Below are 16,821 nucleotides of genomic sequence, written 5' to 3'. Positions count from 1 at the left end.
TGCCGGTGTTCGCGGCTAAAGCCGCTCCTACAGGTCCCTGCTAGTTCAATATGTTACGTGTGATGGCTCTAGAGGTTATGCCGTTGCAGTGCATTCAGGGTCAGTTCAAGCATCAATTTCGCTTGCGCCTCCTTGCGTTCGCCAGACACTTGTTCAATACGTTGCAGGTAGTCATCATCAGCCAACGTGTCAGCCTGTTCGAACAATGCGTCCAGCTGTACCTGGAATGGCTCGTCCAGTTTGTCGAAGCGCTCGGCCTGCCCCGCCTGCACATAGTCCTGCCAGAACGACCGGTCGGCCAACGCCTGAGCCAGGGTTTCCCGGGTTTCTTCTTCCAGCACCTCGGCACGTGCCGCATTCACATCCCTGTTACCCACGCCGCTGAAGCTTTCGTAATGCATGTGCGAAGACTGCGCGGGCAAGTCAAGGCTGTCAGCCAGCTTGACCCGATAGGCCATGTACACTTCGACGGGGTCGTCCGACAGGTTTTCGGCAATGTGCCTTGCCGCGATGGCATTGACCTTGTCCAGGCGTGACAGGGAGCGGCCCAGCTTCAGTAATGGCAGCTCGGCGTTCTGGCCTGCTGCCGACGCAGTAACCCTGGCAACCATCGCCCCGACTTCCAGCTCGCTCAGCGTCAGCAGCAGTTCATCGCTGCAACTGCGCGGCCGGCTGGCTTGCTCGAACAAGCGCTCGCGCACTTCGGCGTGTTGTTCGCACGCCTCAATGATGTTCCATACACGCGCCTGGAGGTCCCGAGGTTGAGTATGGTAATCCCGCGTACCCTGCAAATCCGAAATAAGGCGGAACAGGTCTGTAGAGGCCGCCTCCTGGCTCAGCCGGTTCCAACGCGCCAGGCGCAGCTGGCGCTGGGGTGCGGTGAATCCGCTAAGCCAAGGGCTGGCGGCACTGGCACTGAATGGCACGTGAACAGCCTGTTGCCGTGCTGGCACGCTGGCTACCGCCCTGGCCAGTTGCAGCCGTTGCACGGTCTCGTCGGAGAGCGGGTTATCGTGCAGTTCAAGCCCCTGCAGCAACCGTAGCGGCAAGGCGGAGAGCGCTTCAGGCAGCGTCTGGATCTGGTTGTCACGCATGTCCAGAAAGGCCAGATTGCCGTGCCTGCCCAAGTCGGCCGGCAATGCGCCCAAACCGGTGTTGCGCAATGACAGTCGCCGCAGCAATGGAAAAGATGCCAAGGGGGGCAGCAGCGCAATCGGGTTGCCGTTGAGGTCCAGGCGACGCAAGCCCGCAAGTTGGGCGAGGCGCTGGTTATCCTCCGTGGTGAGTACGATTCGGTTACCCCCGAGCCGCAGGCTTCTCAACTCCGTCAGCTGTTCGATACCTGGCGGAATGCGTACCAACTGATTGTCCCGCAGGTCCAACTCACGCACGCCGCTGAAGCGCCCGAGGAAATCTGCCTCCAGGGCTGTCAGCTGCATGTCGCGCAGGGTCAGGTGCGTGATGTGGTTGAAATTCACCTGAGCCGGCAAGGCCGGTAAACCACCTACCCGGTTGCTGGCCAGGCGCAATGTGAAATCTCCTGCCACCGGGCCTGGGTGCATGCGCCGCCAGCTTTCCAGCACACGCCTGGCCACCCAGACCCGCCGCAGGCGCCTGACAATGCCCAGGCCCGGCTCGTTGCGCCAGGCCTGCAAGGCTTGCTTGAGGCTGGCCTTGGCGAGGTGCAGCTCGTTGAAGTGGCTCCAGGGGTCGATGCCCCGCAACCTCAGGCTTTGCAGGTAAGCGTCCAGCTGGGTGCCGTTGTACAACGGGAAAAACTGCTGCATCCCACGCCGCAATGCCTGGCGGCTTCCCTCCCGGCGCCCGCTGAGTGGGTAACCGAGGCGGCCGTCCAGCTCTCGCAGGGGTGGGCGAATGCCCTGCCCCACCGGCGCTAGCCCCATGAGCCTGGCTGCGGCTTCGCGGTCCGTGACTGCCTGGCGCCCAAGCCTTTCACCCAGCATCTGCTCGGTCAGTTCAGCATGCCCGAGCAGCACTTTCTGGCGGCTGTCCAACTGCTCCAGCAAGGATTGAAGCAGGTTGCCGCGTGGCAACTCTACACTGACGTTCTCAGGCCATGGCGCGATGGCCTCGACAAGCCCAAGCGCCAACGACGCAGTGTCATCATTGGCCGCTTCAGCCTGGCGCAACCCGGCACAGGCACGGTCGATGCGGCTGTCGCGCAGCGCCCAACGGGCACGTTCCGCCAACGTCAGGGGAACCCGCCCCGCGTCAATCAAACTGTCCAGTTCAACGCTACTGGCCTGATCAACGATTTCCCGCGCACTGCGGGGCGTAAGGCCAGGGAAATCGCGCAACAGCACTTGATCCGCTGCCTGGGGGTGCACCTGTCGATCATTGAACACCTCTTCGAAAGCAGCACCGCGTAATGCCGGGCGTTCAGCATGCAATTGCTGCCGCTCCAGGGCATCGAGCAGGCGCGCCGGCGGCGGCGCGTTTTCCAGCAGCAAGCGGCGCAGGCGGTCAGCATCAATGCCGGTGATCTGCAGGGCCGTGGTAGCGGCATCATCGGAAACGTTCGCCGTACGGCTGGCCAGGCGGCGTACCATCGCGGCAGTATCCTGCCAGGCCTGCGGGGCCTCGAACTCATGCAACCAGCCGCCTGCATCGTTGTGCTCAAGTGCAGGCCTGTAAGCCGCCTGCCGGTGAGGGTGACAGATACGCCATACCCCGTCCTCCCCCTCACTCACTTGATATACCCCGTCATGCAGGCGCCGCAACGTGCGGCCGTCTTGCCTGACGGCCTGCCCCTGCTGCAGCTCAACCCCTTCATGTTGATACATGGAGAGGTCCGCGTCACACAGGCGCAAGCGGCCATCAGCCGCGCGGACGGGCACCAGGGCATCGACCCGGGCCACCCGCTCTGCCAACTTGCCCAGTGCGGTGGCGCCAGCGGCGGTTACCGCGCCCAGCGCAACCGTCTCGGCCACATTCAGCAAATGGCCCAGTGCCGCGTTGCGGTCACCCAACTGCCAGTCCTGATAGCCTTCGTACACCTCGCTTGCCAGCTGCTCGACCGTGACGGCAAGCATGACCTGGCCCAACCCTGGCACGAACAGGGCGGCCAGGCCCAACAGGTTCATGCCAATGTCCAGATACCCTTGCAGCCGTGCGCGGCGGTCTGCCGCGTCCTCATCGCCGGTCGACACCGCCAGCACACGCGCGTCATCCAGCATTTTCTCGATCTGGCCCTTTGCCAAGGTGGCGAACACCTCACCCTCGACCGCAAAATGCCGGCCATCCAATGGCAGCGGCAGCACGCTGGAGCCGTGGTTCAACAACGGTTTGAGCGCGCTGGCGAACGCCACTCGGTCCCGTTCGGCGATAAAGCGCTGGAAGTACCCGCGGTACGCTCGGTCACGCAAGCGCATCCCCAAAGTCATGTACAGCAACGACCAGTTGATGTGCCAGCTCACCGGTGCGTACGGGTCATCTGGCAACCAGGCGACAATACCCAGCAGCCGCGCATCCTGGCGCACTTCGATGGCGAGCGCACCGATGATCCGTTTGCCCAGCAAGCGCAGGGTATGGCACTTCAGGCTGCTGCCGTCGGACGGCTGGGCTGGGTCTTGGCTGGTCAGGCGCAAAATCTGCTGCAGGGCAGCTTCATCCAGCACATCCTTGACCCTGGCGAGCACAGCCGCCAACTCCAGGCTGGCCATCAATGCTTCCTCCATGATGGCCTCGACCACCGCCCCAGCCATCCCGTCGGGCGTGAGCTGCGATTGCAAATGGCTTTGGTAGTGCCGGCCAATGTCAAGCCTTCGACAAAGGCTGGCGAAATCCCCCACGCTCAAAGGCAAAACCTTACCCAGTGGGTCTGTCAGCTGCGAACCCGAAGCAAAATGGTCCGGCCGGGTTTCTGCCTCATGAAAATTGTGCAGGGCAGCCGCAACCAGGTTTTGGGTTGCCTCGATTCGCGTCCAGGTCACCGGCAAGGCCGGTGATATCGGGGGGGCAGGTTGCAGGGTGACCGTCTTCACCTGAGCCAGTTGCGGCTCTGCCAGCACGATGCCACTGCCAGCAAGGCCGGTTTTGAGCAAGCGGGTGGCAAATTCATCCAATGGCATGATTGCCGCCAGCCGGCCGTTGAGCTGATCCTGCGCCGTCTGCTGGCGCAACATGGCCGTGCGCAGCAAGCCCAACTGCGCAGGGGCGGCGCGCGTGAGCCACTCGGGCAACTGGTGGGCGATCAATGCGTCGATGGACTCATCGGGAATGGAAGGGGTGGACATGGGCTAGCCTCTATGCTCGAAAAAGCGCTAGATGACCAACTATCCCTGCCACCCAGGGGCTACTTATGTAGCGAAGGCACGCCCCGGCAACACATTCGTGACTGTCACGCAAATGACTTTGGCTCGGCAGCGCCTTATTCAGCCCCTGTGAAACCTGCACACTGCGACCAACGCTGACCCTCACCTTTCAGGAGTACCCCCATGAGCCTTCCCGCATTCGGCCTCGGCACCTTCCGCCTCACCGGCCAAGCTGTCATCGACTCGGTGAAATCTGCCCTGGCACTGGGTTACCGCGCCATCGACACCGCACAGATCTACAAAAATGAGGCCGACGTAGGCCAGGCCATCGCCGAAAGCGGTGTGCCCCGTGCCGAGCTGTTCATCACCACCAAGATCTGGGTAGACAACTACGCCGCCGACAAGCTGATCCCCAGCCTGCGCGAAAGCCTGGCCAAATTGCGCACCGACCACGTCGACCTGCTGCTGATCCACTGGCCGGCGCCCGGCAATGGCGTTGAACTGCGCGAGTACATGGCAGCAATGGCCGAAGCCAAACAACTGGGCCTGACCCGGCAGATTGGTGTGTCCAACTTCAACATAGAGCTGACGCGCCAAGCCGTCGAAGTGGTTGGCAAGGGGGAAATCGCCACCAACCAGATCGAGCTCAGCCCTTACCTGCAAAACAGCAATCTCGCTGCGTACCTGAAAGAGCAAGGCATCACCGTCACCTCTTACATGACCCTGGCCTACGGCAAGGTGCTGAAAGACCCGGTACTGGCGGAGATTGCCGCCAAGCACAAAGCCACCGTGGCCCAGGTTGCCCTGGCCTGGGCCATGCAACTGGGTTATGCGGTGATTCCGTCCTCCACCAAACGCGAAAACCTGGCCAGCAACCTGCTGGCGCGCGACCTGCGCCTGGATGCAGAGGACATGGCACGCATTGCCACGCTGGAGCGCAACGGCCGCGAGGTGAGCCCTGACGGCCTGGCGCCTGAGTGGGACTGAGGCCGCTCGTCAGAACCTCAAGCCCACATTGATCATCCCGGCTGCTGCCCCCAGCACCACGAACTCGGCGCCCACCGGCCCCCAGTGGGCGCCGAACGAGGGGATGATCACCGGCGCCACGCCCATGTGGTTGAGCGGGATCTTGTCGTCATACTCGCCCTTGTAGCCCTCGATCAGCCCGGCACTGAGCTTGACGTACACCGGGTAGCGCTCGTGCTCCCAGACCTTGCCCAGATAGGCGTAGTAAAAGAGCGCTGGTAGAACGAATTCTTGAACGTTGCAGCGCCCCATAGCAGCCCGTCGGTGTAGATGCGCTCGATGCCGACCAGTTCCTGGTGGTTATTGTGGTCCGGGTCGTGGGTCCAGTGCTTGGTGTAGGCACTGGTCTGCACGTACCAGTAATCACCTTCACGCTCGTTTTCCGCCGCCGACGCGGCCAGGCTCACGATCAGCAGGCTGATCGCGGCGCATGACGTGCTGTTCATAGGGATGCCTCACGGGACAATCCTGAGACATTAGTTGGCGCTGGCCGAAATACCAGCCATCGCCAGCATTCCACTGCGCGAAACAATGAAGTGCTGCTCGCGTGGATTCTCTAACGTGCCCCTGAGGTACTACGCTCCTTCCTGCCCACCCTCACAAGGAGTTTCCACCATGTCCCGCCCACCACTCCCGCCCTTCACCCGCGAAACCGCGGTCGAAAAAGTCCGCCTGGCCGAAGACGGCTGGAACAGCCGCGATGCAGCCAAGGTTGCGCTGGCGTATACCGAAGACACGTGCTGGCGTAACCGGGTGGAATTCCCCAAGGGCCGCGACGAGGTGCAGGCCTTTTTGACACGCAAGTGGAACCACGAACTGGAATACCGCCTGATCAAGGAACTCTGGGCCTTCACCGGCAACCGCATCGCCGTGCGCTACGCCTACGAGTACCACGACGACAGCGGCCAGTGGTACCGCGCCCATGGCAACGAAAACTGGGAATTTGCCGAGGACGGGCTGATGCAGAACCGCCATTCGAGCATCAACGAGCAGCCGATCAGCGAAGCTGAGCGCAAATTCCACTGGCCGCTCGGGCGTCGCCCGGACGACCACCCGGGGCTGAGCGACCTGGGGCTCTGAGCGCTCCGGCCGTTACCCCACGGGCAGCGTTACCCTGGCCTCCAGCCCACCTTCCGGGCGGTTGCGCAGGGTAATGCTGCCGCCCTGCTCCTGCACAATGGCGCGGGCCGATGGCAGGCCCAGGCCAACACCACCCGTGTTTTTGTTGCGCGACCCCTCGATCCGGAAAAACGGCGCGAATACCTGCTCCTGCAAGTGCTCGGCAACGCCTGGCCCACGGTCCAGCACGCGGATGACGACTTGCTCGGCAGTAACCACCAGTTGCACGGCTGGCTCACGCCCATACTTGGCAGCGTTTTCGATCAGGTTGACCACTACCCGCTTGATACCCATCGGTCGCCCCAGGTAAACGCAACGTCGCGGCCCGGTGAAATCCACCTCCACGCCCGCGTCCTTGAAGCCGTCCACCACTGTGAGCAGCAACGCAGCCAGGTCAAAGGTGGTGGCGGGCTCCAGTCGGGCATCGTCACGAAAGAACTGCAAGGCAGCGTCCACCATGGCCTGCATTTCGTCCACATCCTGGAACAGCTTGGCCTGCAACTCGGCGTCCTGGATGAACTCGCCGCGCAGGCGCATGCGGGTCAATGGCGCGCGCAGGTCGTGGGAGATCGCCGCCAGCATCTGCGTGCGGTCGTTGAGAAAATGCTTGAGCTGGGCCTGGGTGGCGTTGAACGCCAGAATCGCCTGGCGCAAGTCGTGCGGCCCGACCACCGGAATCGGCGGGGCGTTGAAGTCCTTGCCAAAGCGGCGTGCGCCTGCAGCAAAACGCTCCAGCGGGTGAGCCAGATAGCGCGTGGCAAAGAGGGCAATGACCAGGCTGGTGAGCACCATCAACACCACCACAATCAGGTTGCGGGGTAGCTCATCCAGCCCCCAACTGCGGCTGTTGACGCGGTACAGCAGCCAGGACGCATCGCTCAGTTCCACCAACAGGGCGTAACCACGTTGCCCGTCTGGCGCTGGCAGGTCCGCGGGTTCGAACACCTCAAAGCGTGCGTTCGGGCGGTTCAGCAGCGCCCGCAACCGCTGCGCGCCTTCACCCTGCTCGCTGGTGGCGCCGGTCGGCAGGCCGGCCTGCGCATGGTTGCGCAGCCACTGCACCGTGTAAGACGCATCGCCCGCAGCCGCTGCAATGAGCGGGCGTTGGGCTTCAGGCGCGGCATCGACAATGCGCGCCACGGCAGCCACCTTTTCGATAAGGCCGCTTTCCAGCAACGGCGGTTGCGCCCACACCCCCATTACCAGGCTCATCAGGCCTTTGAGCACCAGCAGCAAAACCAGCATCGCAGCCAGCGTGGTCAGCGCAATCCAGCGGGCGATGGTGATGCGCGGCCTCAGCAGGGCGTTGCGCGTTTTTGCCAGCAGGTTCATCGCAGGGTTACATGGGCAGTGAACAGGTAGCCGACATTGCGCAGGGTGCGGATCAACGGCTCGTCGCCGCTGTCCGTCTCGAGCTTGCGCCGCAGGCGGCTCACCTGCACATCAATACTGCGGTCGTAGGCTTCATGGCTTGCGCCGCGCGCCAGGTCCAGCAGTTGCTGGCGGCTGAGCACGCGCCGGGGGTGTTCAACAAATACCCGGAGCAGCTCGAACTCGCCGGTAGACAACGGAATCATCACCCCCTCCGGCGAGCGCAACTCACGGCGCATGGCGTCCAGCAGCCACCCGGAGAACTCGAACTGCGTGCGCGTGCTGCCGGCCGCCGGGCTGTCAGGCTCGCCTGCCCGGCGCAGCACCGCCCGCACCCTGGCCAGCAGTTCCCGGGCAGCGAACGGTTTGGTCAGGTAGTCATCCGCGCCAAGCTCCAGCCCTACCACCCGGTCACTCAGCTCGCCCATGGCCGTCAGCATGATCACGCCCACCTTGTACTCGGCGCGCAGGCGCTGGCACAGCACCAGGCCGTTATCGCCCGGCAGCATCACGTCAAGGATGACCAAGTCCGGAACCTGTCGCGCCATGGCCTGCCAGAGGCCTTGACCATCGCTGGCCACATCGACCGCGTAGCCATGCTGGCAAAGAAACCTCTGCAGCAGGTCACGCACTTCGGCGTCATCGTCGACAATCAGCAAATGGCTCACGCACGGGCACCACGAACATAGGTATTGGCTGATTACTGTAAGGCCATCACCAGCCCAACGTCATTTATTTCAATCCGGCAACAAAGTGTCGGCGGCGAAGCAAAGCGGACATTCCCAGGCAATCAATTCCCGGCAGCATCGGCGCCAGTTTTTTTCAGGAACGTGCCCATGCCCACCCCTGTTTCAGTCCGCACCATGATACTGGCCCTGACCCTGTTCACCGCCGGTGGCTGTAGCCAACGCTCCCCTGCCAGCATCTGCGGCCCGGCCACCTACCAGATCAGCGACCCGGTAGAACCTGTCAACCGCGCAGTGTTCGCCTTCAACCGCGGTTTTGACGATTACCTGATGGCGCCGGCCGCCCGCGGCTATCAGGCCCTGCCAGGCTTTACCCGCCAGGGCGTCCATAACTTCAGTGCCAACTTCGGCGAGCCAGTGGTGTTCGTCAACGACCTGCTGCAGGGCAACGGCCAGTGGGCCATGACCAGCCTGGCGCGGTTCATCTTCAACACCACCTTCGGGGTGGCTGGCCTGATCGACGTGTCTGGTGAAATGGGTTTACCGCGACACACGTCGGACTTCGGGCAAACCTTCGGCGTATGGGGCGTGGCCGACGGCCCGATCGTCGAGCTGCCAGTGCTGGGCTCCAGCAACCTGCGCGATGCCGGTGGCCGGGCCCTGACCTGGGTCGCCAACCCGATTGGCGACTACAGCCACACGCTCGCCACCCTGAACACCGTGGCGACCGCCGGGGGCATGGTGGACGCCCGTGCCGCCGCGCTGCCAGTGACCGACCTGCTGCTCAATGCGCCTGACAGCTACCTGGCCATGCGCAACTTCACCGCCCTGCAGCGCGCCACGGTGGTGGCCGAAGGCAAGGCGGGCCAAACGATCCACTGCGAGGGCAGCCACCATGAATGACGGGCAAACCGCCATGACCCTGTTTCGCCGCCTGCACGGGGCACAGCCCCAGCCTTTGCTGCTGCACGAACTGGAAGTGCGGGTTTCCGCGGATGGCCGCCACCTTGTACTCAGCCGTTACCGGGAACGCTATGGCGAAGGTGAACCGCAGCGCCAGGAAGTGCATCGCCAGGTGCCGATTGCTGCGCTGCTCAGGTGGATGGCCCGACAAGAAAACGCAATGTCCGATTCGCGCTAGTGGGTGCCTGTTCGACGTGAGACAGGCATTGACACGCTGGTTATCCTGCCGCGGCAATGCCTTGTAACCTCACGACAAAAGAGCCATGCCCATGACGACACCTGCCGCCACATTGGCCTCCCCGACTACCGACGCTGCCCGGCCCCAAGGCTTTCTGGTGCGCATCGTCGGTGCCGCTGCCTTTGCACACTTGCTCAACGACCTGATCCAGGCCGTGCTGCCATCGATCTACCCCATGCTCAAAAGCGACTTTTCCCTGAGTTTTGCCCAGATCGGCTGGATTGCGCTGATCTATCAGGTAACCGCTTCCCTGCTGCAGCCGTGGGTCGGCATGTACACCGACAAGCACCCGCAACCCTACCTGCTGCCGGCCGGCATGCTGGTGACGTTGGTCGGCATCGCCCTGCTCGCCTTCGCCGGCAGTTACCCGATGCTGCTGGTAGCCGCTGCGGTGGTAGGCGTGGGCTCGGCAACCTTTCACCCTGAAGCCTCGCGGGTGGCGCGCATGGCCTCTGGCGGGCGCTTTGGCACCGCGCAATCGACCTTCCAGGTGGGCGGCAACACCGGTTCGGCGATTGGCCCGTTGCTGACCGCCGCCATCGTCATGCCCTATGGGCAAACGGCCATTGCCTGGTTCATGCTCGCAGCGGCGTTGGCGGTTTTCGTGCTGCTGCGGGTGACTGGGTGGACCATTCGCCATGGCCAGACGCACCTGAAGAGCTTCGCCGGCCAACAGGCCCCAGGCCTCTCCAAAGGCGCCATGTGGCGCGCCGTCGGGGTGATCGCCCTGCTGATGTTCGCCAAATTCGTTTACATCGCCTCATTCACCAACTACTTCACGTTCTACCTGATCGAACACTTCGGCCTTAGCGTGCAGCAAAGCCAGCTTTACCTGTTCGTATTCCTCGCCGCCGTGGCACTGGGTACTTTTGCCGGCGGGCCGGTGGGGGACCGCATCGGGCGCAAGGCGGTGATCTGGGTGTCGTTCCTTGGGGTGGCACCGTTTGCACTGGCCCTGCCCTACGCCAACCTCGCCTGGACGGCCGTGCTGGCGGTGGCCATTGGCCTGGTGATGTCATCGGCCTTTGCCGCACTGGTGGTGTATGCGCAAGAGGCGGTGCCGGGCCGCGTCGGCATGGTGTCGGGGGTGATGTTCGGCCTGATGTTCGGCATCAGCGGCATTGGCGCCGCCGGGCTGGGTGAGCTGGCCGACCTGCATGGCATCGTCTGGGTGTACCAGGTGATCTCGTTCCTGCCGCTGCTTGGGCTGGCCACCGCGCTACTGCCGGCGACCCGCTCCAAGGCCCGGCCGGCAACCTGCTGTTAAGATGGCCGCTGAACGCTTCAGTTGCACGGGAAGGCCATGCTCAAACCGCTGAAAGACATGCTGGTGGAAGTGGATGAATGGACTTGGGAGGTGGGCAGCCGGGCAACCGACTACCCGCCCGACTGGTACATTGCGCCGCATTCACACGCCAAGCATCAGCTGATCTATGCCATCAAGGGCGTGATGGTGGTGCACTCCCTGGCCGAGCGCTGGACCGTACCGCCCAGCCGTGGCATCTGGATGCCCTGCGGGCAGGTGCATGCCATCCGCTGTGTCGGGGATGTGAAGATGCGCAGCGTGTTCGTGCGCCCCGACACCGCTGCCGTGCTGCCGCTGCACAGCAAAGCCATCAGCATCTCCCCACTGCTGAGTGAGCTGATCAAGGCCTCGATCGACATCACCGGCGCCTTTGCCGAGGATTCGCGAGAAGCCCGCATCATGCGTCTGATTCTCGACGAAATCAGTGTGTTGCCAACCTTGCCCCTGCGCTTGCTGCAACCGGGCGATCCGCGCTTGCAGGCCATCTGCAGCACCTTGCAGGCCCGGCCGGACGACCCGTCGACCGTGGCCGACTGGGCGCAGCAACTGGGTATCGACGAAAAGACCATCCAGCGCCTGTTCCGCAAGGAAACCGGCATGACCTTCGGCCAATGGCGGCAACAGGCACGGCTGATGCTGGCGCTGGAACGCATTGCCCAGGGCGAGCGCATCATCGATGTGGCGGGCGCGCTGGGCTATGACAGCCCCAGCGCCTTTGCCAGCATGTTCAAGCGCCAGTTCGGCACGACGCCCAGTCAGTTCTTCGCCTGAGGGTCGAACAGGGTTACCGCGCGGGCATCCACGGGCTTTGGCAGCAGGCCTTCGCGGTAAAACGCATCGGCAATGTGCTGTTGTTCACCCAGGTTTTCCAGGCGCACCGGCTGCACGTCGTAGCTACGCCGCGCGTTGGCCTGCTGTACGGTGGCGCTGTCCAGGTTACCCCACAACGGCCCCAGCACGCGGGCCGCCGCTGCCGGGTTGGCTTTGGTCCACTCACCCGCCTCGTGCAAGGCCTGGTAAACGGCCTGGAGCACTTCAGGGTGTGCCTTGGCGTAGTCGCTGCCCGCCAGGTAGTAACGCTGGTAGCTGGCCAGGCCACTGCCGTCCGCCAGCACCCGGGCGTTTTGCTGGCGCTGGGCGCTGGCCACGTAAGGGTCCCAGGTGACCCAGGCATCGACCTTGCCATTTTCGAATGCAGCCCGGCCATCCGCCGGAATCAGGTAGGCCGGGGTGATGTCCTTGAAGTTAAGCCCCGCCTTGGCCAGTGCCTGAATCAGCAGGTAGTGGCTACCGGCGGCCTTGGTCACGGCCACCCGCTTGCCTTTTAGGTCGGCCAGGGTCTTGAGCGGCGAACCGGCGGGCACGAGGATGGCCTGGGCCAGCGGCGAAGGGGCTTCGCGGGCAAAGTACGTAAGCCTGGCGCCGGCCGCCTGGGTGAACACCGGCACCGTGTCGGCGACGTCTGCCGACAGGTCGACGTTGCCCAGGTTCAGGGCTTCCAGCAACGGCAGACCACTGGGGAACTCGTGCCAACTGATGCGCACGCCCTGGGCCTGCAGGCGCTGTTCAAGGGTGCCTCGGGCCTTGAGCAATGTCAGCAGGGTCGAGGACTTCTGATAGCCGATGCGCAGGGTTTGCTCGGCACTGGCAATGGACGGCATCAGGCCGCCGAGCAACAGGCCAAGGGCCAGATGACGCAGGCGTTTGCGGTGCGGCATGGGAAAGACTCCGGGTCAGTGTTGGGCCAGCGCGGCGGCGGCGGGCACGGTGAAGCCGTCGGCGAAGGTCGGGGTAACGTCAAGGCGCTGGGTCATCAGGCCATGGGCGTGGTAGAAGTCGGCGGTTTCCTGCTGCTCGGCGACGGTCGTGGCATCAATAGCCTGCCAACGCAGTTGGCGGCGCTGGAACTGCAGGCGCGCGGCGTCTTCGGGGAAGCCAATGATGGCAGCGAGGGTTTTGGAATAGCTGTCCAGATGCTGGTAGGCCCATACCTGAGCACCCGCCAGGCGGGCCAGGTAATCCTGCAGCGCGGCACGCCGGGCCGGGTCGTCCAGCGCCTTGTCGGTTACGGCCAGGAAGCTGTTGCCGGTGGACAGGCCCCGGCCATTGACCAGCACTTTGCCCTGCCCGCTCAGCTCGGCCAGCGCGGTGTAGGGTTCCCAGGTGGACCAGGCGTCCACCGAACCATTTGCCAGGGCAATCTTGGCATCGACCGGGCCAAGAAAGCGGAACTCCACGTCCTTCTCCGTCAGGCCCGCCTGAGCCAGCGCCTTGAGGGCCAGGTGATGGCCGATAGAACCACGGCCGGTGGCGATACGCTTGCCCTTCAAGTCGGCCGCGCTGGCGAAGGAGGCATCGGGGCGAACCAGCAGCGCCGTGCCGTAGGCGTCGGACTTGTCCACCGCCACCGCCTTCACCGGGGCGCCCGAGGCCAGCACGAACAACAACGGTGCATCACCGATGATGCCGGCGTCGATGGCACCCGCATTAAGCGCCTCGGCCAGCGGGGCGGCGGCCGGGAACTCGGCCCAGTGGATGTCGTAGGGCAAGTCGCGTAGGGCATCCGCGGCTTCGAGCTGGGCTCGCATGTTGCCCTTCTGGTCGCCGATACGCAGGGCCAGGCGTTCGGCGGCGAATGCCTGGGTGGCCAGCAGTGTGGCCGTGGCGATGATCAACAGGCGGGATCGGATGGACATCCGCTGGTCCTCGTGAGTCCTTGGGGAACCGAGAATGTAGCGGGCGCCGAACAATAAATTAAATTGATTTTAGATCTAACCTAATATGCAAAATGCTAGATAAGCGACTGGACAGAAAACGCACCTGACAGACAAATCGCGCAGGCATTTGCGTCGCGCTCTGTTATGTAACATTCAGTTTCATATTGATACGGGAGATTCAGCAGCCCAACCGCTACTCCCGAGGCCAATGCCGTGCTGCAACGTGTGTTTTACTCCGTATCCCTGCTCTCCATCGCCATCGCCACTGCCCACGCCGATTCACTCGCCACGCCGCGACTGACGGGAATGGACAACTTCCGCGACCTCGCCGGCACCACCACGGCGTACACTACCGAACACGACGGCACGATGCGCGCCGGTGTGTTCTATCGCTCCAACGCCTTGACCCCTACGGCTGCGGACTTGGCCATTCTCAACGGCCTGGGTATCAGCAACGTCTACGACCTGCGCACGCCCAGCGAAATCGCCAGCACGCCCGACACACTGCCGGCAGGTGCCGATTACCTGAACATCGACATCATCGGCAGCACCACCTCGGGCTCGAACATCACCAGCCTGTCGTTTACCAGTGCGGCGCAGGCGCGGGCCATGATGCAGGACACCAACCGCGCCTTCGTCAACGATGCCGGTATGCGCGGCCAGTTCACCGTGCTGTTCAACGAACTGGCCAGCGCCGACGGCGCGGCGTTGTTCCACTGCACTGCCGGCAAGGACCGCACCGGCTGGACTGCCGCCGTGCTATTGAGTATCGCCGGGGTCGATGACGCCACCATCATGAGCAACTACCTGGCCACCAACGACTACACCGCCGCGCGCGTGGCAGCCACCCTGGCGGCGATGCCTGCGAGCATGGCCGAAATCTACGCCCCCCTGCTGGGCGTGGAAGCCAGCTACCTGCAAGCCGGCCTGGATGAAGTCACGGCCCAGTACGGCAGCATGGATAACTACCTCAAACAGGGCCTGGGCCTGACTCAGGAAACGATCTACGTTTTGCGCGGCAAAATGGTGCGTTACAGCACACTGCCGGGTGAAGCGAGCCTAATGGGCAACGCCGCAGCCGGTGCACGCTTGTTGCGGCAACTGCAGGACACTTCGCTTTCCGGAACCTACAGTGCCTACAACTATTACCTGCAATCGGCCATTGACGCAGGCGCGTTGGGCGGCGTGGAATCCAGAGTCGGCGGCCAGGTGCACGCCGATGCTGCCAGCTACCTGTTGCGCCAGGGCAGCATGATCGATCGCGCCGTTTCACCCTTTGCCGACGGCAGCGATCTCAAGGTGGGCCAGTCGCGCCTGTGGAGCACGGCGCTGGCGGGCTACCTTGGCACCGATGGCTCCGCTCACGCTGCCAGCAGCAACGAACACAGCCAAGGGCTGGTGGTGGGGCTGACCCAGCGCTTTTCCGAACAGCTCAGTGCCCACGCGGGCTTTGGCTACAGCCGCGGCAACGTCGGGGGCGCCGGTGGTGAAGCAGACACTGACCTGACCTTCCTTACCCTCGGCACCCGCTTTGCCCCCGGTGGCCTTGAACAAGGCCTGTTCGTCGACGCCGACCTCAGCGCCGGCTGGCTTGACTACAGCAGCAAGCGCGAACTTGGCGCAGGCCTTGGCGCGGCCAAAGGTGACAGCCATGGCACCTTGGCGGGTGGCAGCCTGGCACTGGGCTATCGCTTTGCAACAGGTGACCTTGCGCTGGAACCGAGCCTGGGGTTCAGGGTCAGCCGCGTGGACCTTGGCGGGTTTACCGAAAAAGGCAGTGAAGTCGCCCTTGAGGTGGACGACCTGAAGCAAACCCGACGCGCGGCGGTGGCCAACCTGAAGGCCTCTTTTGTACCGGTCAGGCTAGGCAACTGGGCGTTGGTGCCAGGGGTTGAAGTGGGTTACGAGCGCGCATTGGGTGAGCACGAAGTTGACAGCGAAGGCCACCTGCTGGGGCTCGATATCGAACAGCGTGCCGCCTTCGACAACAGCGAACAGTTCACGGGCGGCGTCAACCTGATGGCCAGCCTTGGCGCGTTGAGCCTCGGTGCCGAGGTAGCGGCCACAGGCGGTGGGGGCAGCCATGGCGTGAACGGTAGCCTCAAGGCCAGTTATGCGTTCTGACGCCGTACCTGCGCCGGGCTGACACCAAACGCCTGCTGAAAATACTGGGTAAACCGCCCTGCGTTGCTGAACCCGTGACGCAGGGCTGCTTCCGCCACCGACGCCCCCTCCCCACGCAGCAGCCATTCGCGCGCCTGTTCCAAGCGCACCTGCCGCTGATACCCGACGATGGAAGTACCGGCAAAGCGCCGAAAGCCATCCTGCAACGCCCGCAAGCTGACATTGGCCAATTGCGCCAGCTCGCTGCCGGAAACCTGTGTATCCGGGTGGTCACGCAGGTAACTCATCGCCAGTTTCACATGCCGGGGAGCCAGCGCCGGGGCCGGGCTGTGCAGGGCCTGGCTGTGGTTGTGCGGCCAGTTTTCCAGCACCGCGTCGACGAGCATGTCCTGCAGCCGCGCCGGCATCAGCAGCCCGCTGTTTATCAGGGGGTCAAACTCGTTGCCGGTAGCCAGTTCCAGCAACGCACGAATCCCCTGGAGGGCCGGCTGGCAAAGCTCCACCACAGGTACAAAACGAATGGGCTCGGCCAATGGCCGGCCGAGCAGCACCGACAGCCGCTCGGCAAACACCGCGCGACCAATCGACATGCCGCACTGGGCGTGCCCCTCTGCAAAACTCACCGAGCGCAGGCCCAGCTTGTCGACTGCAAGCCCCACCTGGGCACCGCCAATGGATTCACCACGGTGGTCGAACATGATCTTGCCCGCCGTGGGCAACACGAAGGTGATTTCGTCTTGGGGGGTGGGCAGTTTGAGGGTGAAGTCCCCCTGATAGTGCATTTGCCGCACGCTCATGCCCGCAAACCGGCCATACACGCCGCCAATGGCGATGTCTTGCGCAAGCGTCGGCATGTCGGCGTAAAGCGTACCGAACAACTGCATGAAGCTGGCAGCGAACTCGTCGCTGCGCATGTTGCCGGAGCGCAGCATGAAAGGTGTGCGGGTGTTGCCTAAGGACACGGAGGCGATGCCTTGTGGCAGATATGCGGGAGGTG

Annotated in this window: 13 protein-coding genes and 1 pseudogene; 7 read left to right on the top strand and 7 right to left on the bottom strand. The window is 63.6% G+C overall.

All coding sequences use genetic code 11. The features are described from left to right. Nucleotides 1-68 precede the first annotated feature (68 nt). On the bottom strand, nt 69-4,256 hold the full coding sequence (locus PVV54_RS10415) for an NEL-type E3 ubiquitin ligase domain-containing protein (RefSeq protein ID WP_274909839.1): 4,188 nt from the start codon (nt 4,254-4,256) through the stop codon (nt 69-71). 201 nt (nt 4,257-4,457) lie between these two features. Between PVV54_RS10415 and dkgB the strand changes: the two genes are divergently transcribed. Continuing rightward, the gene (gene dkgB / locus PVV54_RS10410) at nt 4,458-5,261 is read left to right on the top strand and encodes a 2,5-didehydrogluconate reductase DkgB (RefSeq protein ID WP_274909838.1); all 804 of its coding nucleotides are present in this window, start codon (nt 4,458-4,460) and stop codon (nt 5,259-5,261) included. 9 nt (nt 5,262-5,270) lie between these two features. Here dkgB and PVV54_RS10405 read toward each other — a convergent pair. Continuing rightward, nucleotides 5,271-5,746: pseudogene (locus PVV54_RS10405) on the bottom strand (sn-glycerol-3-phosphate transporter). Nucleotides 5,747-5,915: 169 nt separating this feature from the next. Between PVV54_RS10405 and PVV54_RS10400 the strand changes: the two are divergent. Next, the gene (locus tag PVV54_RS10400; RefSeq protein WP_274909837.1) at nt 5,916-6,380 is read left to right on the top strand and encodes a nuclear transport factor 2 family protein; all 465 of its coding nucleotides are present in this window, start codon (nt 5,916-5,918) and stop codon (nt 6,378-6,380) included. Between the two features lie 12 nt (nt 6,381-6,392). Here PVV54_RS10400 and PVV54_RS10395 read toward each other — a convergent pair whose 3' ends face one another. Next, complete coding sequence (locus PVV54_RS10395; RefSeq protein WP_274909836.1) at nt 6,393-7,751, bottom strand: ATP-binding protein; 1,359 nt, start codon at nt 7,749-7,751, stop codon at nt 6,393-6,395. Next, nucleotides 7,748-8,458 carry a response regulator gene (locus PVV54_RS10390; RefSeq protein WP_274909835.1) on the bottom strand — a complete coding sequence of 237 codons (711 nt, stop codon included), beginning with the start codon at nt 8,456-8,458 and terminating at the stop codon, nt 7,748-7,750. The genes PVV54_RS10395 and PVV54_RS10390 overlap by 4 nt, the downstream gene beginning before the upstream one ends. Before the next feature lie 168 nt (nt 8,459-8,626). Here PVV54_RS10390 and PVV54_RS10385 point away from each other — a divergent pair, with 168 nt between their 5' ends. From PVV54_RS10385 to PVV54_RS10370, 4 genes are all read left to right on the top strand, one after another. Further along, nucleotides 8,627-9,379 (top strand): MlaA family lipoprotein, encoded by a 753-nt coding sequence (locus PVV54_RS10385; RefSeq protein WP_274909834.1) that lies wholly within the window; start codon nt 8,627-8,629, stop codon nt 9,377-9,379. Beyond that, the gene (locus PVV54_RS10380; protein WP_274909833.1) at nt 9,372-9,617 is read left to right on the top strand and encodes a hypothetical protein; all 246 of its coding nucleotides are present in this window, start codon (nt 9,372-9,374) and stop codon (nt 9,615-9,617) included. The genes PVV54_RS10385 and PVV54_RS10380 overlap by 8 nt, the downstream gene beginning before the upstream one ends. A gap of 91 nt (nt 9,618-9,708) precedes the next feature. Further along, nucleotides 9,709-10,944, top strand: coding sequence for an MFS transporter (locus PVV54_RS10375; protein ID WP_274909832.1), 1,236 nt, complete (start codon nt 9,709-9,711; stop codon nt 10,942-10,944). A 36-nt stretch (nt 10,945-10,980) separates the two neighbouring features. Then, nucleotides 10,981-11,754, top strand: a complete 774-nt coding sequence (locus PVV54_RS10370) for an AraC family transcriptional regulator (protein ID WP_274909831.1) — start codon at nt 10,981-10,983, stop codon at nt 11,752-11,754. On the opposite strand, the gene PVV54_RS10365 is transcribed toward PVV54_RS10370, so the two are convergent. Next, nucleotides 11,739-12,701, bottom strand: a complete 963-nt coding sequence (locus tag PVV54_RS10365; RefSeq protein WP_446731444.1) for an aliphatic sulfonate ABC transporter substrate-binding protein — start codon at nt 12,699-12,701, stop codon at nt 11,739-11,741. The genes PVV54_RS10370 and PVV54_RS10365 overlap by 16 nt on opposite strands. 15 nt (nt 12,702-12,716) lie before the next feature. Next, nucleotides 12,717-13,679 carry an ABC transporter substrate-binding protein gene (locus PVV54_RS10360; protein ID WP_274909830.1) on the bottom strand — a complete coding sequence of 321 codons (963 nt, stop codon included), beginning with the start codon at nt 13,677-13,679 and terminating at the stop codon, nt 12,717-12,719. 234 nt (nt 13,680-13,913) lie between these two features. Here PVV54_RS10360 and PVV54_RS10355 point away from each other — a divergent pair, with 234 nt between their 5' ends. After that, the gene (locus PVV54_RS10355) at nt 13,914-15,824 is read left to right on the top strand and encodes a tyrosine-protein phosphatase (RefSeq protein WP_274909829.1); all 1,911 of its coding nucleotides are present in this window, start codon (nt 13,914-13,916) and stop codon (nt 15,822-15,824) included. Here PVV54_RS10355 and PVV54_RS10350 read toward each other — a convergent pair. Then, complete coding sequence (locus PVV54_RS10350) at nt 15,812-16,738, bottom strand: AraC family transcriptional regulator (protein ID WP_446731459.1); 927 nt, start codon at nt 16,736-16,738, stop codon at nt 15,812-15,814. The genes PVV54_RS10355 and PVV54_RS10350 overlap by 13 nt on opposite strands. Nucleotides 16,739-16,821 lie beyond the last annotated feature (83 nt).

It is taken from the genome of Pseudomonas sp. PSKL.D1 (genome assembly GCF_028898945.1).
In the GTDB taxonomy this organism is placed as follows: Bacteria; Pseudomonadota; Gammaproteobacteria; order Pseudomonadales; family Pseudomonadaceae; genus Aquipseudomonas.
This window is presented reverse-complemented; position numbering and strand designations above follow the sequence as displayed.